This is a genomic window from Streptomyces lushanensis (genome assembly GCF_001700515.1).
GTDB lineage: Bacteria > Actinomycetota > Actinomycetes > Streptomycetales > Streptomycetaceae > Streptomyces > Streptomyces lushanensis.
Genome location: NZ_MAUD01000009.1, coordinates 42732 through 64461 on the forward strand (window position 1 = coordinate 42732; position 21730 = coordinate 64461).

General features: G+C 71.4%; 18 protein-coding genes. 4 read left to right on the plus strand and 14 right to left on the minus strand.

The genetic code is table 11. The features are described from left to right. Positions 1-9: 9 nt before the first annotated feature. The 6 genes from BFF77_RS00475 to hrcA all read right to left on the minus strand — a co-directional run bounded on the left by BFF77_RS00475 (position 10) and on the right by hrcA (position 6907). A complete protein-coding gene (locus BFF77_RS00475) occupies positions 10-1089 on the minus strand; it encodes a tetratricopeptide repeat protein (RefSeq protein WP_079124688.1) in 1080 nt (359 codons plus the stop codon). A 49-nt stretch (positions 1090-1138) separates the two neighbouring features. Further along, complete coding sequence (locus BFF77_RS00480; RefSeq protein WP_066942574.1) at positions 1139-2482, minus strand: ATP-binding protein; 1344 nt, start codon at positions 2480-2482, stop codon at positions 1139-1141. A 183-nt stretch (positions 2483-2665) separates the two neighbouring features. Beyond that, complete coding sequence (locus BFF77_RS00485; RefSeq protein ID WP_066942576.1) at positions 2666-3403, minus strand: 16S rRNA (uracil(1498)-N(3))-methyltransferase; 738 nt, start codon at positions 3401-3403, stop codon at positions 2666-2668. Continuing rightward, on the minus strand, positions 3400-4503 hold the full coding sequence (locus BFF77_RS00490) for a nitronate monooxygenase (RefSeq protein ID WP_066942578.1): 1104 nt from the start codon (positions 4501-4503) through the stop codon (positions 3400-3402). The genes BFF77_RS00485 and BFF77_RS00490 overlap by 4 nt, the downstream gene beginning before the upstream one ends. Before the next feature lie 250 nt (positions 4504-4753). Further along, positions 4754-5890 carry a molecular chaperone DnaJ gene (gene dnaJ / locus BFF77_RS00495; RefSeq protein ID WP_066942580.1) on the minus strand — a complete coding sequence of 379 codons (1137 nt, stop codon included), beginning with the start codon at positions 5888-5890 and terminating at the stop codon, positions 4754-4756. After that, positions 5891-6907, minus strand: a complete 1017-nt coding sequence (gene hrcA, locus BFF77_RS00500) for a heat-inducible transcriptional repressor HrcA (protein ID WP_066942582.1) — start codon at positions 6905-6907, stop codon at positions 5891-5893. 229 nt (positions 6908-7136) lie between these two features. On the opposite strand from hrcA, the gene BFF77_RS00505 reads away from it, so the two are divergent. Both BFF77_RS00505 and BFF77_RS00510 read left to right on the plus strand, forming a co-directional pair. Next, entirely contained in the window at positions 7137-7919 is a 783-nt protein-coding gene (locus BFF77_RS00505) for an MBL fold metallo-hydrolase (RefSeq protein ID WP_066942583.1), read from the plus strand. Positions 7920-7952: 33 nt separating this feature from the next. Next, a complete protein-coding gene (locus BFF77_RS00510; RefSeq protein WP_066942584.1) occupies positions 7953-8783 on the plus strand; it encodes a DUF3097 domain-containing protein in 831 nt (276 codons plus the stop codon). A 129-nt stretch (positions 8784-8912) separates the two neighbouring features. On the opposite strand, the gene hemW is transcribed toward BFF77_RS00510, so the two are convergent. Both hemW and BFF77_RS00520 read right to left on the minus strand, forming a co-directional pair. Then, a complete protein-coding gene (gene hemW, locus BFF77_RS00515) occupies positions 8913-10145 on the minus strand; it encodes a radical SAM family heme chaperone HemW (protein WP_066942585.1) in 1233 nt (410 codons plus the stop codon). Positions 10146-10322: 177 nt separating this feature from the next. Next, positions 10323-12470 (minus strand): SpoIIE family protein phosphatase, encoded by a 2148-nt coding sequence (locus BFF77_RS00520; RefSeq protein ID WP_425424322.1) that lies wholly within the window; start codon positions 12468-12470, stop codon positions 10323-10325. 293 nt (positions 12471-12763) lie between these two features. Here BFF77_RS00520 and BFF77_RS00525 point away from each other — a divergent pair, with 293 nt between their 5' ends. Beyond that, a complete protein-coding gene (locus tag BFF77_RS00525; protein WP_066942587.1) occupies positions 12764-13348 on the plus strand; it encodes a response regulator in 585 nt (194 codons plus the stop codon). Positions 13349-13417: 69 nt separating this feature from the next. On the opposite strand, the gene BFF77_RS00530 is transcribed toward BFF77_RS00525, so the two are convergent. Together BFF77_RS00530 and lepA are read right to left on the minus strand one after the other, a co-directional pair. Beyond that, entirely contained in the window at positions 13418-15307 is a 1890-nt protein-coding gene (locus BFF77_RS00530; protein WP_066942588.1) for an AMP-dependent synthetase/ligase, read from the minus strand. A 282-nt stretch (positions 15308-15589) separates the two neighbouring features. Beyond that, a complete protein-coding gene (gene lepA, locus BFF77_RS00535; RefSeq protein ID WP_066942589.1) occupies positions 15590-17461 on the minus strand; it encodes a translation elongation factor 4 in 1872 nt (623 codons plus the stop codon). A 209-nt stretch (positions 17462-17670) separates the two neighbouring features. Here lepA and rpsT point away from each other — a divergent pair, with 209 nt between their 5' ends. Beyond that, entirely contained in the window at positions 17671-17937 is a 267-nt protein-coding gene (gene rpsT / locus BFF77_RS00540) for a 30S ribosomal protein S20 (RefSeq protein ID WP_066942594.1), read from the plus strand. A gap of 362 nt (positions 17938-18299) precedes the next feature. Here rpsT and holA read toward each other — a convergent pair whose 3' ends face one another. The 4 genes from holA to BFF77_RS36445 form a co-directional block, all read right to left on the minus strand. Then, positions 18300-19292, minus strand: coding sequence for a DNA polymerase III subunit delta (holA, locus tag BFF77_RS00545; RefSeq protein ID WP_066942596.1), 993 nt, complete (start codon positions 19290-19292; stop codon positions 18300-18302). Between the two features lie 171 nt (positions 19293-19463). Continuing rightward, positions 19464-19712 (minus strand): hypothetical protein, encoded by a 249-nt coding sequence (locus BFF77_RS00550; protein ID WP_066942598.1) that lies wholly within the window; start codon positions 19710-19712, stop codon positions 19464-19466. Between the two features lie 66 nt (positions 19713-19778). Continuing rightward, complete coding sequence (locus BFF77_RS00555) at positions 19779-20663, minus strand: YceI family protein (RefSeq protein WP_066942600.1); 885 nt, start codon at positions 20661-20663, stop codon at positions 19779-19781. Between the two features lie 147 nt (positions 20664-20810). Further along, a complete protein-coding gene (locus BFF77_RS36445; protein WP_066942602.1) occupies positions 20811-21659 on the minus strand; it encodes an arylamine N-acetyltransferase family protein in 849 nt (282 codons plus the stop codon). Positions 21660-21730: the final 71 nt, after the last annotated feature.

Below are 21730 nucleotides of genomic sequence, written 5' to 3' on the forward strand. Positions count from 1 at the left end.
GGACGCATGCTATCCGTCCACGGGCCGCCGTCTGTTGAGAGCCGCCCTGCTGAGCCAGTACGTGAGAAGCATCCCCCAGAACAGGGGCACGCCCAGTCCGCCGACCAGGCCCGCGCCCGCCGCGGGCAGGGCCACCACGGCCGCCGAGTGCAGCCCCAGCAGTCCGACGGACACGGCCATCGCCACCACGGGCGGGCAGCGGCGGGCCAGCAGCAGCATCGTCCCGCGCAGCCGCGCGGGCACCCGCCGCCGTGTCCACAGCGCCCATCCCGCCCAGAGGGCCACGAGCGCGAGGGCGGCGGCCAGTTGGGCCGCCAGGGCGCCGGTCCCGATGTCGCCGGTGCGCGGGCCGACCGTGCCGAGGACGGAGACCACGAGCCCGGCCAGCGCGACCCAGCGGGCGCCCGCCGCCACGCCCCAGGCCATGGACTCCAGGTTGAACCGGGCGTCCCGGTCCGCCGTGTCGAGGGCGGCGGCCGTGGCGAACCCCTCCGCCGCCGCGCTCCACGCGCCGCGCCGCCGCCATCGCTGCCCCATGCTCAGCATCGCCAGGTTGTTGTGTGCCTCGCTGCTCTGCGGATTGAGGCGCAGCGCGGTGCGGTAGGCGAGTTCGGCGGTACGGAAGTCACGCAGCCGGTGGGCGGTGACCCCGACGAGGAAGTGCGCGGCGTCGTGCTCCGGGGCGAGCTCGGCGGCCCGGCCCGCGACGGCGTACGCCTCCTGGCGGCGGGAGCGGTCGCCGGAGCGGTCCAGGACCCAGGCGAGCGCCTGGTACGCGCCCCAGAAGAACGGCGCGAGCCGGATCGACTCACGGGCCGCCGCCTCCGCCTCGGCGTACCGGCCCGCGCCGGTGAGCAGCTCGGCGCGCACGATCCAGGCGGAGAGCCGGCGCGGATCGGCGCGCAGCGCCTCGTCCACCGCGCGCAGCGCCTCGGCGCGGTCGCCGAGCGCGTGGGTGCAGCGGGCGAGCAGGACCCAGGCGCGCGCGTCGCCCGGGTGTTCGGCGAGATGGGCGGACACGGTGGCGGCGGCCTGCTCGTGACGGCCCATCTCATGCAGCGCGTCGGCCCGCTTCAGCGCCTCGCTCACCGCGGACGGCCGGCGGCGGCACGGCCCATGGCGCCGGGGCGGCCCGTGCTCACAGCTTCCGCTTCTTCTTCAGATAGGCCAGGAGATCGTCGTACACACCGCCGTCGTTGGCGAACATGGCGACATTGCGGGCCGCCGCGAACCAGGGCTCCGTGGACGGCCGCACGTCCTTGGCCGCCGCCAGCAGGTCCGTCATATTGATCATGCGGACCGTACCGGTTCGGGCCGAGTCGAGCAGCGCGCTCTCCGCGGCGGAGTCGCACAGATGGGCGAGATCGGCGCCGGAGAAGTCCTCGGTGACCTTGACCAGCCTGGCCAGGTCCACGGATTCGATGGGCCGGTCGCGCAGGTGGTATCCGAGGATCGCCTCACGGGCGGGCGCGTCGGGCGGCAGGACGAGCAGGGTGCGGTCGAGCCGTCCCGGCCTGCGCAGCGCGAGGTCCACGTCCCAGGGGACATTGGTGGCGGCGAGCACGAACACGCCCTCGTTGACGGCGTCCACGCCGTCGAGCTCGGTGAGGAGCTGGTTCACGGTGTTGCGCATCCCGCTGTGGTGCGTACGGCTCCGCTTGGCGCCCAGCGCGTCCAGCTCGTCCAGGAACACCACGCAGGGCGCCTGACGGCGGGCGGTCTCGAACACCTCGTGCATGTTGCGCTCGGAGTTGCCGATCCACATGTCCAGTACGTCGTTGACCGACACGGACAGGAATCCGGCACCCAGTTCGCCCGCGACGGCCCGCGCGACAAAGGTCTTCCCGCAGCCGGGAGGACCGTAAAGAAGCAGGCCGCCGCGCAGGCTCTTGCCGAACAGCCTGCGCAGTTCGGGATTGCGCAGGGGGGCGAGGAAGGCGGCTTCGAGGCGGTCCTTGACCTCCCGCATCCCGCCGACGTCGGCGAGGGTCACGGAGCCGGGCGCGTCGATGTCCCAGGCGGGGACGGAGCCGGCGTCACCGCGGCCGTCGGCGGCGAGAGGGGCCTCGGTGGCCGGGAGGTCCGCGGGCCGCTCGGAGGTGACGAAGCGCGGCGGGATTGCGTCCTCGATCTGCCGCTCGGCCGCCGTCCAGTCGAATCCGCCCGGCCCGGAGGGCGGTTGAGGCGGAACGCCCGTCTCCGCGGGGGCCGCCGGGGCCACGGGCGCGGCGGGAACCGCGGGCACGGTCGGCACGGCAGGCGCGGCAGGCGCTGCCGGCGCGCCCATCGCGCGCAGCATCAACGCCCGCGCGTCGGCGTCCCCCGGCGCGTGCTGAAGCGCCACGGCCGCCTCGGTGACCGCCCGCTCCGCGTGGCCCGCGGCGAGCAGCAGTTCGGCGAGATGGAGCCGGAGCGGCACATCGTCGGGAGCCGCGGCGACGGCGGCGCGCAGGCTCCGGATCAGCGGAGACTCGTCGGACATACCGTCAGCCTACGAAGCGGCGGTGGGCCGCTGTCCAGCGGGTGGCGAGTACGGGCCGCGATGGTTGGGCGCCGTGGAGAGCGGCGGCGGGCGGTGAGCGGCGGGCTTCGCCGTACGGGCCCGGGCGACAGGTCCCGGGCCGTACCCCCTCAGGCCCGCGTGGCGCTCAAGCCCGCGTACGGCTCAGGACCAGCGGCCCGTGCGGCCGAGCAGCAGCGCCGTGGCCGCCGTCCCCGCGGTCGAGGTGCGCAGTACGGTACGGCCCAGCCGGTACGGCTTCGCGCCCGCCGCCGCGAACGCCGCCAGCTCCTCCGGGGACACGCCCCCTTCGGGCCCCACCACCAGCACGATCCGGCCACCGGCGGGCAGCGGCGCGGTGGCCAGCGGTTCGCTGCCCTCCTCGTGCAGGACGGCGGCGAGGTCCGCCTCCGCGAGCAGCGCGGCGACCCCCTTGCCGGTCAGGGGTTCGGTGACCTCGGGAAAGCGCAGCCTGCGTGACTGCTTGCCCGCCTCGCGCGCCGTGGCCCGCCATTTGGCCAGCGCTCTGGCACCGCGCTCGCCCTTCCACTGGGTGACGCAGCGCGCGGCCTGCCACGGCACGACCGTGTCGACACCGGTCTCGGTCATCGTCTCGACGGCCAGCTCGCCGCGGTCCCCCTTGGGCAGTGCCTGGACGACGGTGATCCCGGGCGAGGGCTCCGGCTCGGTCCGTACCTCCCTGACCGCCACCTCCAGCCGGTCCTTGCCCTCGACGGCGGCGACCGTCCCGTACGCGCCGTTGCCCGCGCCGTCCGTCAGGACGATTTCCTCACCGGCACGCAGCCTCCGCACGGAGACGGCGTGCCGCCCTTCGGGGCCGTCGAGCGTGACCGTGCCCACGCGCAGCACGCCGTCCTCGACGACGAAGACCGGAGCGGTCACGAGGCGGTACCCGGGCCGCTGTCCTGGCCGTTGCCCTGGCCGGACGTCAACGAGGCCCTGGTCGCTTCGAGTTCGGCCTCCAGCACCTCGACGAGCTGGCCCGCGGGCAGCTCACGGGCCATCCGGTGGCCCTGTCCCGCCCAGAGCGCCATCCCCTGCGGATCGCCCACCCTGGCCGCGGCCTTGCGCAGCCCGGAGGTGAGATGGTGCACCTCCGGGTAGGCGGCCGGGGCGTACGGGCCGTGCTCGCGCATGAAGCGGTTGACCAGACCGCGGGCGGGCCGGCCGGAGAAGGCCCGCGTCAGCTCGGTCCGTACGAACAGCGGGCTGGTCATGGCCTGTTTGTGCAGCACGTTCGCACCGGACTCCGGGCACACGAGGAACGCCGTACCGAGCTGGGCCGCGTCCGCGCCGGCCGCGAGCGCCGCCGCGATCTGACCGCCGCGCATCAGCCCGCCCGCGGCGATGATCGGAAGCTGCACGGCCTCCTTGACCTGGGCGATCAGCGAGAGCAGCCCGATGCCGGCGCCGTCCACGGCCGGATCGTCGCGGTGCGTGCCCTGGTGCCCGCCGGCCTCGATGCCCTGGACACAGACGGCGTCGGCTCCCGACCACTGCGCGGTCTGCGCCTCCTCGGGCGTGGTCACCGTGACCACGGTGTACGTCCCGGCACCGGCCAGGGCGTCCAGCGTGGACCGGCTCGGGCAGCCGAAGGTGAAGGAGACGACCGGCACCGGGTCGTCGAGCAGGATCGCGAGCTTGGCCTCGTAGCCGTCGTCCCGTCCGGCGTCGGGATCGCCGAGCGGTGTCTCGTACCAGGTCGCCTCTCCGGCGAGCTGGTTGCGGTAGACCTCGACGGTCGCGCGGTCGGCGCTCTGCTGCTGCGGCATGAAGAGGTTGATCCCGAAGGGCTGACCGGTCAGCCCGCGCAGCTGCTTGACCTCTTCGTACATACCGTCCGCCGTCTTGTACCCGGCGGCGAGGAAACCGAGACCGCCCGCCTCGGAGACCGCCGCGGCGAGCTGGGGGCAGGAGGCCCCACCCGCCATGGGGGCCTGCACGATCGGATACCGGCAGAGATCGGTCAGTGCGGAGGACATGAAGGCATGGTGCCATGCCCTCCGTGACAGCTCCGAATCGGTGTCGTGACTGGCATGTGCCAGGAAAAAAGCCACGCAAAAAGGCCGACGTCCAGAGAAATCCCTGGACGCCGGCCCATGACCTCGGCCACGCGGACGGTTCGCCCGCCGGCCGTTGAACGCTTCCCTCAACCGGGGGAACAGACCCCGCTGCCCGGACCGACGGCGCCCAGCCGGGGGACCACCCCCGGACCCCCGGCCCGACAACCGCCTACCGACCGTTGAACGCGTCCTTCAACCGCGAGAACAGACCCTGCTGCCCGGGCTGGAACTGGCCCGTGGGGCGTTCCTCGCCGCGCAGCTTCGCCAGTTCGCGCAGCAGCCGCTCCTGCTCCGGGTCCAGCTTCGACGGAGTCATCACCTCGACGTGCACGATCAGATCGCCACGGCCGCCACCGCGCAGATGCGTGATGCCACGGCCGTGCAGCGGGATCGACTGGCCCGACTGGGTGCCCGGCCGTACGTCGATCTCCTCCAGCCCGTCCAGCGTCTCCAGAGGGCACTTCGTGCCCAGCGCCGCCGCCGTCATCGGGATGGTGACCGTGCAGTGCAGATCGTCGCCGCGCCGCTGGAACACCGCGTGCGCCAGCTCGTGGATCTCGACGTACAGATCACCGGCGGGACCGCCGCCGGGGCCGACCTCGCCCTCGCCCGCGAGCTGGATGCGGGTGCCGTTGTCGACACCGGCCGGGATCTTGACCGTGAGCGTACGGCGCGAGCGGATACGTCCGTCGCCCGCGCACTCGGGGCACGGCGTCGGCACGACCGTACCGAAGCCCTGGCACTGCGGGCACGGCCGCGAGGTCATGACCTGGCCCAGGAAGGACCGGGTGACCTGCGAGACCTCGCCGCGGCCACGGCACATGTCACAGGTCTGCGCCGAGGTGCCGGGCGCCGCGCCCTCGCCGGAGCAGGTCGTACAGACCACGGCCGTGTCGACCTGGATGTCCTTCGTCGTACCGAAGGCCGCCTCGTTGAGATCGATCTCCAGCCGGATCATCGCGTCCTGGCCGCGCCGCGTCCGCGACCGCGGGCCGCGCTGCGACGCCGTACCGAAGAACGCGTCCATGATGTCGGAGAAGTTGCCGAAGCCACCGGCTCCGAAGCCGCCGGGGCCACCGCCGCCGTTGGCCGAGAGCGGGTCGCCGCCGAGGTCGTAGACCTGTTTCTTCTGCGGGTCCGACAGCACCTCGTACGCCGCGTTGATCTCCTTGAAGCGCTCCTGCGTCTTGGGATCGGGATTGACATCCGGATGCAGCTCGCGCGCGAGCCGCCGGAATGCCTTCTTGATCTCGTCCTGAGATGCGTCGCGGCGTACGCCGAGTACGGCGTAATAGTCCGTGGCCACTTACGACTCCGCCAGGATCTGTCCGACGTAACGTGCCACTGCGCGTACCGCTCCCATCGTTCCGGGGTAGTCCATGCGGGTCGGTCCGACCACGCCGAGTTTGGCGACTGCCTCGTCGCCCGAACCGTAGCCGACCGCGACGACGGACGTGGAGTTGAGTCCCTCATGGGCGTTCTCGTGCCCGATACGTACGGTCATGCCGGGATCCTTGGCCTCGCCGAGCAGCTTGAGGAGCACCACATGCTCCTCCAGCGCCTCCAGCACCGGCCGGATGGTCAGGGGGAAGTCGTGTCCGAAACGGGTGATGTTGGCCGTACCGCCGATCATCAGCCGCTCCTCGGTCTCCTCGACCAGGGTTTCGAGCAGGGTCGCGAGCACGGTGGACACCACACCGCGGTCCTCCTGCTCGAACGAGTCGGGCAGGTCCTGCACGAGCTGCGGGACATCCGCGAAGCGGCGCCCGACGATCCGGCTGTTGAGCCGGGCGCGCAGATCCGCGAGCGAGGTCTCGCCGAAGGGCGCGGGAGCGTCGACCATACGCTGCTCGACCCGTCCCGTGTCCGTGATCAGGACGAGCATCAGCCGGGCGGGCGCGAGCGCCAGCAGCTCCACGTGCCGCACCGTCGAGCGGGTCAGCGAGGGATACTGGACCACGGCGACCTGCCGGGTGAGCTGCGCCAGCAGCCGTACCGTGCGGCCCACGACGTCGTCCAGATCGACGGCGCCGTCCAGGAAGTTCTGGATGGCACGGCGCTCCGGTGAGGAGAGCGGCTTCACACCGGCCAGCCTGTCGACGAAGAGCCGGTAGCCCTTGTCGGTCGGGATGCGTCCCGCGCTGGTGTGCGGCTGGGCGATGAAGCCCTCGTCCTCCAGCACCGCCATGTCGTTGCGGACGGTCGCCGGTGAGACACCGAGCTTGTGGCGCTCGGTGAGCGCCTTGGAGCCCACGGGCTCCTCGGTGCCGACATAGTCCTGGACGATGGCGCGCAGCACCTCGAGTCTGCGTTCGCTGAGCATGGCGCACACCTCCAGCTCTGGTCGTCGTTCCGGGCCCGGTACTCACTTCTTGGCCTGTTCGGCGCTCTTCCAAGCACGTGTTGGCACTCGCTCACGGGGAGTGCCAGCACTCCCCCCGTAAGTGTACGGCCGTGGGGTACGCCGGGAGCAAGGGCGGCCGAACACGATACCGCCCGATCGGGCCCGTCGGCGGCGGCGGTGTTTCCGTAGCGTCCCGTAGCGTCCTGGTATGGACGTCTGCTGGGAAGAACACGGCTGGGAGCGGCTGGCAGCCGGAGTGGGACGGCGGCGGCTGCCGGGGTGGGACGCGACGGCCGGACTGGTCGTCGGCGCGGACGCCGTGCTGCTGTACGACACGGGCTCGACGGTCCGTGAGGGCACCGGACTCGGGGCGGAGGTGCGGGCGCTGCTGGGCGGCGGCCGGCATGTGACGCACATCGCACTCAGCCATCCGCACTTCGACCATGTGCTGGGGACGGCCGCGTTTCCGGGGACGGAGGTGTACGGGGCGGTGGGCACGGCGCGGCTGCTGTCGGCGGGCGGCCCGGGGCCGTCGGGTCTGTACGAGGAGGCCGTGCGCCTGGGGGCGGACGCGGCGGAGACGGCACGGGCGGTGGAGGTGCTGGTGCCGCCCCGGCACGAGGTGTCGGGGCTGCTCACCCTGGAGCTGGGCGGTGGCCGGCGGGCGGTGCTGGTGAACGCCGGTCCGGGTCATACGGCGCACGATCTGGCGATGCTGGTGCCGGAGACCTCGGTGGGCGCTCCGGCCGGCGCCTCGGCGGGCGCTCCGGCGGCCCGCTCCGTGGTCTTCTGCGGCGATCTGGTGGAGGAGTCCGGTGAGCCGCAGGCGGGGCCTGACGCGATCCCGGCCCGCTGGCCGCCCGCCCTGGACCGGCTGCTGGCGCTGGGCGGCGAGGACGCGGTGTACGTACCGGGACATGGCGCGGTGGTGGACGCGTCGTTCGTACGGGCACAACGCGACGCGCTGGCGGCGCGGTTCGGGGTGTCGTAGCCGTACCGGCCCGTGCGGCCTATCGTCTTGCGAATGCGTAGCTACAGCCCCGATCTGACGCCTCCGTGGAAGAAGTCCACGCCCGCGCCCGAGGTTCCGGCGGAGCCGGATCCGGATCTGGTGGTCGAGGAGGTGTCGACGGGCTTCTGCGGTGCGGTGGTCCGCTGTGAGAAGACGGCGGAGGGCCCGACGGTGACGCTGGAGGACCGGTTCGGGAAGCACCGGGTCTTTCCGCTGGTTCCGGGCGGTTTTCTGCTCGACGGCCGGGTGGTCACGCTGGTGCGCCCGGCGGCGGCGGGGCCGGCCCGCCCGGCCCGTACGGCTTCCGGGTCGGTGGCCGTGTCCGGGGCCCGTGCGCGGGTGGCGCGGGCGGGCCGTATCTACGTCGAGGGCCGGCACGACGCCGAGCTGGTGGAGAAGGTGTGGGGCGACGATCTGCGTATCGAGGGCGTGGTCGTCGAGTATCTGGGCGGTGTCGACGATCTCCCGGCCGTCGTGGCCGACTTCGCCCCGGCACCGGACGCGCGGCTGGGTGTGCTGGTCGACCATCTCGTACCGGGCTCGAAGGAGTCCCGTATCGCGGCGGCGGTGACCGGCCCCGACGTGCTGGTGGTGGGCCATCCCTACATCGACGTCTGGGAGGCGGTGAAACCGTCGTCGGTGGGCATCGTGGGATGGCCCTCGGTCCCCAGGGGCGAGGACTGGAAGACGGGCGTCTGCCGCGCGCTGGGCTGGCCGGAGAACACGGGAGCGGCATGGCAGTACGTACTGTCCCGGGTCCGGACCTTCCGAGACCTTGAACCGGCGCTGCTGGGCAGGGTGGAAGAACTGATCGACTTCGTCACGGCCGGCGGTGACGTTTGACCGGGGGAAGCGTCCCGAACTCCGAGGTGGCCGGCTCGACACGAGCAGATCCAGGGGTACGGGGTCGCCGAACCGTCTCGGATTCACCCCGGCGAGTGATCAGTCCGGGAGCGGTCGGTCCGCGGGCGGTCAGTCCACCAGGTCTCTGACCACCGCGTCCGCCAGCAGGCGGCCCCGTAGCGTCAGGACGGCGCGGCCCTCCTCGTACGGGCCCGGCTCCAGGAGGCCGTCGGCCAGGGCTCGGCGGGAGGCGGTCAGGCCGTCCGGGCGCAGGAGGGAGAGTTCGCAGCCGGCGGACAGGCGCAGCTCCAGCAGGACGCGTTCCACCCGGCGGTCCTCCGCCGAGAGGATCTCCCGGCCGGCCCCGGGCGAGCGGCCCTCCGCCAGCGCCGCCGCGTACGCGCCCGGGTGCTTGACGTTCCACCAGCGCACGCCGCCCATATGGCTGTGCGCGCCGGGGCCCGCGCCCCACCAGTCCGCGCCGCGCCAGTACAGCTCGTTGTGCAGACAGCGGGCCGCCTCCGAGGTGGCCCAGTTCGACACCTCGTACCAGGAGAAGCCCGCCTCCGCCAGCACCGCGTCCGCGATCAGGTACCGGTCCGCGTGCTCGTCGTCGTCCGTCATCGGGACCTCGCCGCGCCGGATCCGCCGCGCCAGTCCCGTGCCCTCCTCCACGATCAGCGCGTACGCCGAGACATGGTCCGGCCCGGCGCCCACCGCCGCCGCCAGCGAGTCACGCCAGTCGTCGTCGCTCTCCCCCGGCGTCCCGTAGATCAGATCGAGGTTCACGTGCTCGAACCCGGCCGCGCGGGCCTCCGTGACGCACTCCTCGGGCCGTCCGGGCGTGTGCGTACGGTCCAGGACCTTCAGCACGTGCTGCTTCGCGCTCTGCATCCCGAAGGAGATCCGGTTGAAGCCGCCCTCCCGCAGCGCCGCCAGATAGGCCGGATCCACCGATTCCGGATTCGCCTCCGTGGTGATCTCCGCATCGTCCGCGAGGCCGAACTCGTCCCGTATCGCGCCGAGCATCCGCACGAGGTCCCCGGCCGCGAGCAGTGTGGGCGTACCGCCGCCGACGAACACCGTACGGACCTGCCTCGGATCGTCGCCCAGTACCTTCCTGGCGAGCCGTATCTCGTCGGCGAGCGTCTCGGCGTAGTTGTCGCGGGAGGCCAGCACACCTCCCGAGCCGCGCAGCTCGGTCGCCGTGTACGTGTTGAAGTCGCAGTAGCCGCAGCGGGTCGCGCAGTACGGAACGTGCAGATAGAAGCCGAGCGGCCGGTCGGCCGAGCCAGTCAGCGCGTGCGGTGGCAGCGCTCCGGTCTCGGGCATCGGGTCACCGTCGGGCAGTGCGGAAGGCATACCGCCCAGTGTCCCGTACCGGACGGGTTGTCCGTGTCACGCCGGGAGCGGTCACTCCGCCCGAGGCCGTCCTCAGGGCCGGGAGCGGTCGCTCCGCCCGAGGGGTCATCGCGAGTCGAGGGGTCGTCCCGAGTCGAGGCGTCGTCCCGAGTCGAGGCGTCAACGCGCCCGGAGCGGTCATTCCGCCTGGAGCACCAGCAGCGCCAGATCGTCCCCCGGCGGTGTGTCACCGAATTCGTGCACCGCCCGCCGTATCCGGTCCGCGACGCCCTGTGCCGACAGCCCCACGCACTGCGCCAGCGCCTGCGCGAGCCCGTCGCCGTCGTCGAACATCCGCGGCCCCGAGCGCCGCTCCGTCACACCGTCGGTGACACAGAGCAGCGTGTCACCGGGCTCCAGCTGGAACGTACGGCTCTCGTACGCGACGTTCTCGACGACCCCGAGCAGCAGCTGCGGCTCCGCGGCCGGCCGTACCGTCCCGTCGGGCCGCAGGAGCAGCGGCAGCGGATGGCCGGCGCTCGCGAGCGTGCACCGTACGCCGCCGCCCTCGCCCGGCAGCGGCATCAGCTCTCCGTACAGCAGCGACAGGAAGCGCGGCTGGCCGCCCTCCGTCGCCCCGGGGACGGCGCCGGGTCTGCCGAGCGGGGGACCGGCCGCGGCTGCCGCCGCGACCATCAGGGACGCGGATTCCGCCGCCTCGGTGGCGTCGTCCAGGAGCAGCCGGTTGAGCCGGTCGAGGACCGCGCCGACGCGGTACCCCTCGCGGGCCAGCAGCCGCAGCCACGGGCGGGCGAGTCCGGTGACGACGGCCGCCTCGGGGCCGCTGCCCTGGACGTCGCCGAGCATGAAGCACCAGCGGTCGCCCGGCGGGCACGGGAAGACGTCGTAGAAGTCGCCGCCCGCGAGACCCTCGTCACTCGGTTCGTACACCAGGGAGCTGGCGACACCGGGGATCCGCGCGACCTGGCTGGGCAGCAGGCCGCGCTGCAGGACCCGGCTGATGGTGACCTGGCGGGTGTAGCGGCGGGCCGCGCCGATGGCGAGGGCGACGCGTCGCGCGAAGTCCTCGACCAGGGCGGTGACATCGTCGGGCACGCCGGTCCCGCCGGGGCGGCCGAGCATCAGGGTGCCGAGCGCGCGCCCGTTGGCGACAAGCCGGCAGGCGAGCGCCGAGCCCTCCCCCGGCCCGCCGCCCGCTCCGGCCTCCGTCCCGGCCTCTGTCCCGGCCTCCGTCCCGGACTCCGCGTCCGCGCCGCCGGACGTCTCCGTACCGCCCGCAGCATCCGCACCGCCCGTATCGCCCGTATCGCCCGCACCATCCGCATCGGACGCCTCGCCGTTTCCCACACCCCAGCCGCCCGGCCACGGCACCCGCACCGGGCCGCCCCTCGGCAGATCGGGCAGCCGCGGCGGGTCCTTCTCCAGGACCGCGCGCAGTTCGCCGGTTCTGGACTCGTCGGCGTGCCAGACGCGGGCGAGCCGTGGCGCCGTGCCCGCCTGGACGCTCTCGGCGTCCAGCCACACCGCGCACCAGTCGGCGAGCCGCGGCACCAGCAACTGCCCGGCGAGCGCCGCGATCAGGTCCTCGTCGAGCTGGCCCGCGAGCAGTTCCGAGGCCTCGGCGAGAAAGGAGAGCGCGCCGCGGCCGACCCAGTCGGGATCGTCCCGTACGGAGCGCCGCGACGAGGGCGCGAGGATCTCCGCGGCGCGCAGTCCCCTGCGCAGCGCGGGTTCGGCGGGCTGGCCGGGCCCCGCCTCCCTTCCTTCGAGGGGCAGGCGGGCCCAGACGGTCTTGAGCCCGGGACGGTAGGTGATGCCCCACCGGTCGGCCAGGGAGGCGACGAGCTGCAGCCCTCGGCCGTACTCCGGAGTGCCGGACGGCGCCTGGCCCCGGGCGTCGCTCTGGATGGCGCGTGCGGGATGGTGATCCGATATCTCCAGAACCAGGGCGGCCGGCTCCTCCCCCGTCCCCGAGGGGTCCTCGGCCGCCGCCTCGTGGCGGCAGAGCAGTTCGACGGTGGTCCCGGCGTGCACGACCGCGTTGGTGACCAGTTCGCTGACGATGACCGCCGCGTCGTCCGCGAGCAGATCGGTGCTGTGCCGCCCCGGCGGGCATCCCCCGTCGCCCCGGCAGAAGGTGCAGGTGGCCAGCTTTCCCTGGCTGGTCCAGTCGGCCAGCGTCGCGCGTACGAACCGGCGCGCGGCCGACGGCGCGAGCGGGTTCCCGGGCAGGCTGGTACGTGATGTCGACCGCGCGTCCTGTCGTAACGGCACCTCGGGTGCCGAACGGTGCAGCGACTCGCGCGGAATCGGAATGGGCCCCACTGCGGCTCCTGATCCCGTTCTGGTGTTGTGCCACTTACGATCCCGACAGAGTGACAGACGGAGGGCGTCCATATGCGCCGAGTCATCGAAGTGGGCCGATATTTGCCTGGAGTTGGTGAACGGCCGAGGTCCGGCGGAGTCCTCGGGGACGGACGGTATGGCTGAGGACACGGGTTGACAACGCGGCGGCCAAACCCCGGGTAACGACGTGCGAAACCGCGCCGGACGGAGCAGTCTTGCCCCGCTGGCCGACAGCCGAGGGCCGAGGGCCGAGGGCCGACAAGGAGAGCCGGATGAGCAGGTCAACAGCCACCGTGGAACGCGCGACCATCCTTCTCGTGGACGACATGGAGGACAACCTCGACGCGCTGGAAGCGGTCCTCGGCTCCCTGGACGTGACACTCGTACGGGCCCGTTCGGGCGAGGAGGCGATGGAGGAACTGCTGCGGCAGCCGTTCGCGCTGGTCCTGCTGGACGTCCGTATGCCCGGCATGGACGGTTTCGAGACGGCTTCCCGGATCAAGCGGCTCGACCACGCCAAGGACGTCCCCATCATCTTTCTGAACGGACCGGAGTCCGACAGCGGTTACGCGTTCCGCGGGTACGCAACGGGCGCGGCGGACTTCCTGACCAAGCCGTTCGACCCGTGGGTGCTGCGGGCCAAGGTCGGTGTCTTCCTCGATCTGCACCGGAAGAACGAGCAGTTGGAGCGGATGCTGGCGCGTGAGCAGGAGCATCTCGGGGAGATCGCGGGCCGGCTGTCGTCGATCGAGGAGGAGTTACGGCGCCGCGCGCCGCACGATCTGGCGGCGCTGGGGCAGCAGCTCACGCGCATAGGCGACACCCTGGGCGAACTGCGCCGCGAGCGGGCCCGGTAGGGCGTCGCCCGGGCGCCGCTCACGCCCCGTGCCATCCGGCCCGGGGCCCGCGCGCCGGGCGGTGCCCGCTCAGGCCTCCCGGGACCCCTCGTACATCTCCTCGATCAGATTCCTGTACTCCCGCTCCACCACCGGCCTCTTGAGCTTGAGGCTCGGTGTCAGCTCACCGTGCTCGATGTCCAGATCCCGCGGCAGCAGCCGGAACCTCTTGATGCTCTGCCAGCGCTGGAGCCCCGCGTTGAGGCGCCTCACATAGCCGTCGACGAGCTGCTGGACCTGTGCGGAGGCGACCACCTCGGCGTACGGCCTGCCGCCCAGCCCGTGCTCGGCCGCCCAGCCGAGGATCGTCGGCTCGTCGAGCGCGATCAGCGCCGTACAGAAGTTGCGGTCCGCGCCGTGCACCAGGATGTTGGAGACGAACGGGCACACCGCCTTGAACCGGCCCTCGATCTCGGCCGGCGCGATGTACTTGCCGCCCGACGTCTTGATCAGGTCCTTCTTGCGGTCGGTGATCCGCAGATAGCCGTCCGGGGACAGCTCGCCGATGTCGCCGGTGTGGAACCAGCCGTCCGGCTCCAGCACTTCCGCGGTCTTCTCGGGCAGCCCGTGGTACCCGGCCATGATCCCCGGGCCGCGCAGCAGGATCTCGCCGTCGTCGGCGATCCGTACCTCCGTACCGGGCAGGGGCTTGCCGACCGTGCCCGTACGGTACGCCTCGCCCGGATTGACGAAGCTGGCGGCGCTGGACTCCGTCAGTCCGTATCCCTCCAGGATGTGGATCCCGGCGCCGGAGAAGAAATAGCCGATGTCGGGCGCGAGCGCCGCCGAGCCGGAGACCGCGGCCCGCAGCCGCCCGCCGAACGCCTCGCGCAGCTTGGCGTAGACGAGCGCGTCGGCGGCCCTGTGCTTGGCGCCGAGGGCGAACGGCACGGACGCCCTGCCCGTACGGCGGAAGTTGTCCTGGGAGACCCTGGCGTACTCCCGGGCGACCCCGGCCGCCCACTGGAAGATCCTGTACTTGGCGGGACCGCCGGCGCGCGCCTTGGCCGCGACACCGTTGTAGACCTTCTCGAAGATCCGCGGCACGGCCGCCATATAGGTGGGCCGGACCACCGGCAGATTCTCGATGATCTTGTCGACCCGTCCGTCCACCGCGGTGACATGCCCGACCTCGATCTGCCCCGAGGTCAGCACCTTGCCGAAGACATGGGCGAGCGGCAGCCACAGATACTGCACATCGTCCTTGGTGATCAGTCCGGTGCCCGCGGTGGCCTTGGCCATGTACGACCAACTGTCGTGCGCCAGCCGCACACCCTTGGGCCGGCCGGTGGTGCCCGAGGTGTAGATCAGGGTGGCGAGCTGGGTGGAGGTGATGGCGCCGACCCGTTCCTTCACCGCCTCCGGGCTCGTGAGCAGATGCTCCGTGCCCCGCGCCTCCAGATCGGCCAGGGAGAGCACCCAGCCGTCCGGGTCGCCCTCGGCGGGCAGCGCGTCGGCCGCCTCGATCACGACCACATGGGCGAGCCGGGGCAGCTCGGCACGCCGCTCGCGGGCCTTGGCGAGCTGCTCGGCGTCCTCCGCGATCAGGACGCGGCTCTCGGAGTCGGCGAGGATGTACGCGGACTCCTCGGCGTTGGTCGACGGGTAGATCGTGGTGGTCGCGGCGCCCGCGCACATCACGCCGAGGTCGGCGAGGATCCACTCGACACGGGTGGCGGAGGCGAGCGCGATCCGCTCCTCCGGCCGCACGCCCAGCGCGATGAGGCCGGCGGCGATCGCGTACACCCGTTCCGCCGCCTGTGCCCAGCTCAGCGAGCGCCACTCGTCGGGGCCGCGGCCCGTGGTACGGGGGACGGGATGGCGGTAGGCCTCCGCGTCCGGCGTGGCCGTCACGCGCTCAATGAAGAGGGCCGCCACGGACGGCGGCCGGTTCTCGATCAAGTTCTGTGTGTCGCTCACGACATCCTCCGGGCCCGCGCGCAGCGCTGCGTGACTGATCCGACCGACTGGTGTGACGGTGACTGGGTGTGATGGTTGACCAGGGTGCGACCGACGAGTAACTAACTGGTGAGTAACTACGGGATCAGTGATCAGACTAGAGGCCGCCCCGCCGGTACGTAAGGGGCAGTGGGGCGCCGCTTCAAAAGGAACCCGCCCGAGCGCGCCCCGTACACCCGTACGCCCGTCGCGCGGCGCCACCCGTCCGGGCGCGGCGCCACCGGTCCACGGGGGACGGGCGGACTACTTCTTCCCCTTGCCTCCGCCGGACTCGTCACTGGACAGCACCGCGATGAAGGCCTCCTGCGGCACCTCCACGCTGCCGACCATCTTCATCCGCTTCTTGCCCTCCTTCTGCTTCTCCAGCAGCTTCCGCTTACGGGAGATGTCACCGCCGTAGCACTTGGCGAGGACGTCCTTGCGGATGGCGCGGATCGTCTCGCGGGCGATCACCCGGGAGCCGATGGCCGCCTGGATGGGCACCTCGAAGGCCTGACGCGGGATCAGCTCGCGCAGCTTGGCGACCAGCCGGACGCCGTAGGCGTAGGCCTGGTCCCGGTGGGTGATGGCCGAGAAGGCGTCGACCTTGTCGCCGTGCAGGAGGATGTCGACCTTGACGAGCTGGGCCGTCTGCTCGCCGGTGGGCTCGTAGTCGAGTGAGGCATAGCCCCGGGTCTTCGACTTGAGCTGGTCGAAGAAGTCGAAGACGATCTCGGCGAGCGGCAGCGTGTAGCGGATCTCGACGCGGTCCTCGGAGAGATAGTCCATACCGAGCAGCGTGCCGCGCCGGGTCTGGCAGAGCTCCATGATCGAGCCGATGAACTCGCTCGGGGCGAGGATCGTGGCCCGTACGACCGGCTCGTGCACCGAGTCGATCTTTCCCTCGGGGAATTCGCTCGGATTGGTGACGATGTGCTCCTTGCCGTCCTCCATCAGCACGCGGTAGACGACATTGGGAGCGGTGGCGATCAGGTCGAGGCCGAACTCGCGCTCCAGCCGCTCACGGATCACATCGAGATGCAGCAGTCCGAGGAAGCCGACGCGGAAGCCGAAACCGAGGGCCGCGGAGGTCTCCGGCTCGTAGACCAGCGCCGCGTCGTTGAGCTGGAGCTTGTCGAGGGCGTCGCGCAGCTCGGGGTAGTCCGAGCCGTCCAGCGGATAGAGGCCGGAGAACACCATCGGCTTGGGGTCCTTGTAGCCGCCCAGCGCCTCGGTCGCGCCTTTGTTCAGGGTGGTGATCGTGTCACCGACCTTGGACTGGCGCACGTCCTTCACACCCGTGATCAGATAGCCGACCTCGCCGACGCCGAGACCGTCCGCCGGAAGCATCTCCGGCGAGTTCGTACCGATCTCCAGGAGCTCGTGCGTGGCGCCGGTGGACATCATCCGGATCCGCTCGCGCTTGTTGAGCTGGCCGTCGATGACTCGTACATAGGTCACGACTCCGCGGTAGGAGTCATAGACGGAGTCGAAGATCATCGCGCGGGCAGGCGCGTCCGCGACACCGACCGGCGCCGGGACGTCCGCCACGACCCGGTCGAGCAGGACGTCCACGCCGACGCCCGTCTTCGCCGACACCCTGAGGACGTCCTCGGGCCGGCAGCCGATCAGATTGGCCAGTTCCTCGGAGAACTTCTCCGGCTGGGCGGCCGGCAGGTCGATCTTGTTCAGCACCGGGACGATGGTGAGGTCGTTCTCCATCGCCAGATAGAGGTTGGCGAGGGTCTGCGCCTCGATGCCCTGAGCGGCGTCCACCAGGAGGATCGTGCCCTCGCAGGCCGCGAGGGAACGGGACACCTCATAGGTGAAGTCCACATGGCCCGGCGTGTCGATCATGTTGAGGATATGGGTCTTGCCCTGGTCCTCACCCGTACGGGGAGCCCAGGGCAGCCGGACCGCCTGGGACTTGATCGTGATACCGCGCTCGCGCTCGATGTCCATGCGGTCGAGGTACTGGGCGCGCATCTGCCGCGAATCGACGACTCCGGTCAACTGGAGCATCCGGTCGGCGAGCGTCGACTTGCCGTGGTCGATGTGCGCGATGATGCAGAAGTTGCGGAGCAGCGCCGGGTCCGTACGACTCGGCTCTGGCACGTGGGTAGGGGTCGCGGGCACGCAGGGTCCTGATTCTTGAGACGCGCGGCGTCTCGTCTCGGGTCGACTCGGATCGATACGTAGCCTCCATCGTCCCATGGGTGCGGGACTGCGCCCGGTTTGGGCGGGTCGGAGGGTGGCTGGTAGCGTGGTGAGCTGTGTCTCGTGCCGTCTCGGCGCGGGACGGGTTCAGTTAGTGATTCATCAAAGCTGAAAAGGCTGTATTAAACGTGGCGAACATCAAGTCCCAGATCAAGCGGAACAAGACCAACGAGAAGGCACGCCTGCGCAACAAGGCTGTCAAGTCGTCGCTCAAGACCGCGATCCGCAAGGCCCGTGAGGCCGCTGCCGCGGGCGACGTCGAGAAGGCCTCCGTGGCCGCTCGTGAGGCCTCCCGCAAGCTCGACAAGGCTGTCTCGAAGGGCGTCATCCACAAGAACGCCGCCGCCAACAAGAAGTCGGCGCTGGCCTCCAAGGTCGCTTCCCTCCAGGGCTGAGCCGCTCATCGGTCATCTGGTCACGTGGTTCGACAGCCTTGAACCGGTCTCTTGACCGCCTGACCGCCGGAAGGGACCCAGCGGGCCCTCTCTACCGCTCCTGACCGGCACTCCCAAACTCGCACGCGACTGCGTTCGCCACGCGGGTGCGAGTTCACCGCACCGATTGACGTCGAGGCCCCGGCGCCGTCCTTCCCCAGGACGGCGCCGGGGCCTTCGTCATGTCCGCGGGGCTCTTCGGCGCCGCGCGTTCCGTCGGCTCCGCGGGGTGCGGGGCGCGGCTCTTCGGCTCCGCCGATGTCCCCGGCGGGCGGGGCCCCGCCGACCGGGCCGCCGGCCGGCGGCCGTGCGGCCAGCGGCCGTCAGCCGGCCCGGCCGGAGCGCGCGGCGCGGGCGATCGCGACAACCGCCTTCTCCAGCGCGTACTCCGGATCGTCACCGCCGCCCTTGACGCCCGCGTCGGCCTCGGCGACGGCCCGCAGCGCCGTCGCCACTGCGTCCGGAGTCCAGCCGCGCATCTGCTGACGCACCCGGTCGATCTTCCACGGCGGCATTCCCAGCTCGCGGGCGAGATCCGCGGGCCTGCCGCCGCGCGCGGACGACAGCTTGCCGATCGCCCGTACTCCCTGGGAGAGGGCGCTGGTGATCAGGACGGGAGCCACTCCCGTCGACAGCGACCAGCGCAGCGCTTCGAGGGCATCGGCCGCCCTTCCCTCCACCGCGCGGTCGGCGACGGTGAAGCTGGAGGCCTCGGCGCGGCCCGTGTAGTAACGGCCGACGACCGCCTCGTCGATCGTGCCCTCGACATCGGCGGCGAGCTGGGAGACGGCGCTCGCCAGCTCGCGCAGATCACTGCCGATCGAGTCGACCAGCGCCTGGCATGCCTCCGGGGTGGCCGAGCGGCCCAGCGCGCGGAACTCGGAACGGACGAAGGTGAGCCGCTCGGCGGGCTTGGTCGTCTTGGGACAGGCGACCTCCCGGGCGCCCGCCTTGCGCGCGGCGTCCAGCAGCGCCTTGCCCTTGGCACCTCCCGCGTGCAGCAGGACGAGTGTGATCTCCTCGGCGGGAGCGTCGAGATAGGACTTGACGTCCTTGATCGTGTCGGCGGAGAGATCGTGCGCGTTCCGTACGACCACGACCTTGCGCTCGGCGAAGAGCGAAGGGCTGGTCAGCTCGGCGAGAGTGCCGGGCTGGAGCTGGTCGGAGGTGAGGTCGCGGACGTCCGTGTCGGCGTCGACGGCGCGGGCCGCCGCCACCACCTGCTGCACGGCGCGGTCGAGCAGCAGGTCCTCCTGGCCCACGGCCAGGGTGAGCGGGGCGAGGAGGTCGTCGGGGGAAGACTTTCTGGTGGCCATCGCGGTCCAGCATCGCACGCACCACCGACAGCCGACGACGCCCGCTCGGCGCCGGCACACCGGTCGGCGGATCCGTCACAGGTCCGTCGGCGGGTGGGTCACAGGTCCATCGGCGGATCCGTCAGCGGGTGTGTCAGCGGGTGTGTCGCCGCACGCGTCCGTGGACGCCGGTCAGTCCGCCTCTTCCCGCCAGCCGTCCCAGTCCGCCACGAACGCGTCCAGCGCCGCGCCGTCCACCCGCGCCTCCGGGTCCTCCACGACCACCAGCCACTGGGCGTCCTCGGCGTCGTCCTCGCCGGCCAGGGCGTCCCGTACCAACTGCGGTTCCTCGGTTACGCCGAACCGCTCGCCCAGCGCCTCCGCCACCTCCTCGGCGGCGTCGCGGTCGGGCAGCACCAGCACATGTCTCACATCGCTCACGGCCGTATTCTCCCAGCCGGTCCCGGCCGCCCGGGGACGGGTACTCGGCCGCCGGAGCGGATGCGCTCAGCTCTTGGGGACGATCTGGATATCCATCTCGATCTTGATGCTGGAGCCGACGACCGCGATGCCACGCGCGAGCATGGACTGCCAGTTGACGGTGTAGTCCTCGCGGTGCAGCTCGGTGGTGGCGCGGACGGCCGCACGGGTCTCGCCCTCCATGCCGTTGCCGATACCGAGGTACTGGGTGTCGAGCGTGATCGTACGGGTGACGCCGTGGAGCGTGAGCGCGCCGGTGATCGCCCAGTTGTTGCCGCCCCGGTGCGCGATGCGGTCGCTGTAGAACTCCAGCGTCGGGTAGTTGGCCACATCGAGGAAGTCGGCGGAGCGCAGATGGTCGTCGCGCATCTGGACGCTGGTGTCGATCGACGCGGCGCCGATGACGACATGCATCGCGGACTGGTCCATGGTGTCGCCGATCCTGATCGCGCCGGCGAAGTTGTCGAACCGGCCGTGCACACGCGCGAGTCCGATGTGCCGGGCGACGAAACCGATCCGGGAGTGAGCCGGTTCGATCTCCCATTCCCCGGGCGTGGGCAGCGGCAGCGAAGGGGCTATCTGGAGCGTGATGTCCCCGAGGCCACCGGAGTCCCCTCCGTCGGTGACATACACGTTGCTCCGGTACGGGGTGAAGCTCGCGGCCGAGATCGCCAGCCGGTACTCCCCGAAGGGGACCATCGCCACGATCGTGCCGAAGGGATCGGTCTCGCCGCTCACGACCTTACGTCCGTTGCTGTCACTCACCGTGAACTCGCCGCGTGCCACGGGCTCGTTGACCGGGTCGAGGACACGGCAGCTCAGCAGACCGGCACCGGGTGGCACCGACAGCCCGGAGAGTGCGTGGTTTCTCTGCTGAGTGGCCGTCCGTCGGCCGATAAGGCGCGTGATCATGGTGTGTACGTACCCCTGTGCGATCGGGCTCTGCGGGGCCGCGCGCGGCCGGACATCCTTGGCTGGGCGGCGACCCTTGACGAGTAGGCATTCGACCACCCATGCGCCGTTCGAGGCAAACGTACGGACAGGTAGCGAACTCGGCTACTACACGCCACCGACAGGAGGTTGCCGGAGCTCCGGGACCCGGTCGAATCGCAGCCCGAAGTGGTCACGGTAGGCGGTCAGGATCTCCTTCTCCCCCTCCAGCGGCCGCTCCTGGCGCTCGCCGTGCGCGGTGGTGACGAGCCGGTCGCCGCTGAGCGTGACACGGCCCTCCTCGGTCCGCCGCGAGCACACGAGCGAGCCGCTGAAGTGCGAGTCCGGTGACGTACGGTGATACCAGGCCCCGGCCCGGAAGTCGGCGAGCACACGAGGGCGCGTCTCGACGCGGTACCGCGCCGTGCCGTCGCGCAGAACCTCCAGGTCGCCCTCGGCCGTCTCGGCGATACGGAACGTCCCGGCCGGATCCTTCTGATCGCCGCGCTCGTCCAGATCGAGGGGGTACAGGCTGTGGTCGCCGAAGCCGACATCGGTGAGCCAACGCCGAACGGTGCGCGCCTCCTCGCCCGGCTCGCCACCGGCCTCTGCGCCTTCGACGGTCTCGACGGTCTCGACCAGGAGCGCGAGGTGGTCGTAGGGAATGCCCACCGTCCCTTCCGGGCCCAGAACCCTGGCCTGGAGGAGGACGACCGGGAAGCCGAGAGCGCGCAGCAACACGGAGAAAGCACCGTTGAGTTCGTAGCAGAAGCCGCCCCGGCGTCTCTCCACCACCTTCCTCACGAGCGCTTCCTCTTCGAGGACGATCTCCTCGGAGAGATGGATCGAGAGATTCTCGAACGGCACGGACAGAAGGTGCCGTACGTGCAGCTCGCGCAGCGCGGCGGCGTCGGCGTGCCGTGGGCGAGTGGCACCGATCCGGTGCAGATAGGCATCGGTGAGCCGCGAGATGTCCATGATCCCAGTGTGATGCGGCGCCCACCCGCGAACCATGCGCCACTTGCCGTAGGACTTCCGCCCGAGCGCTC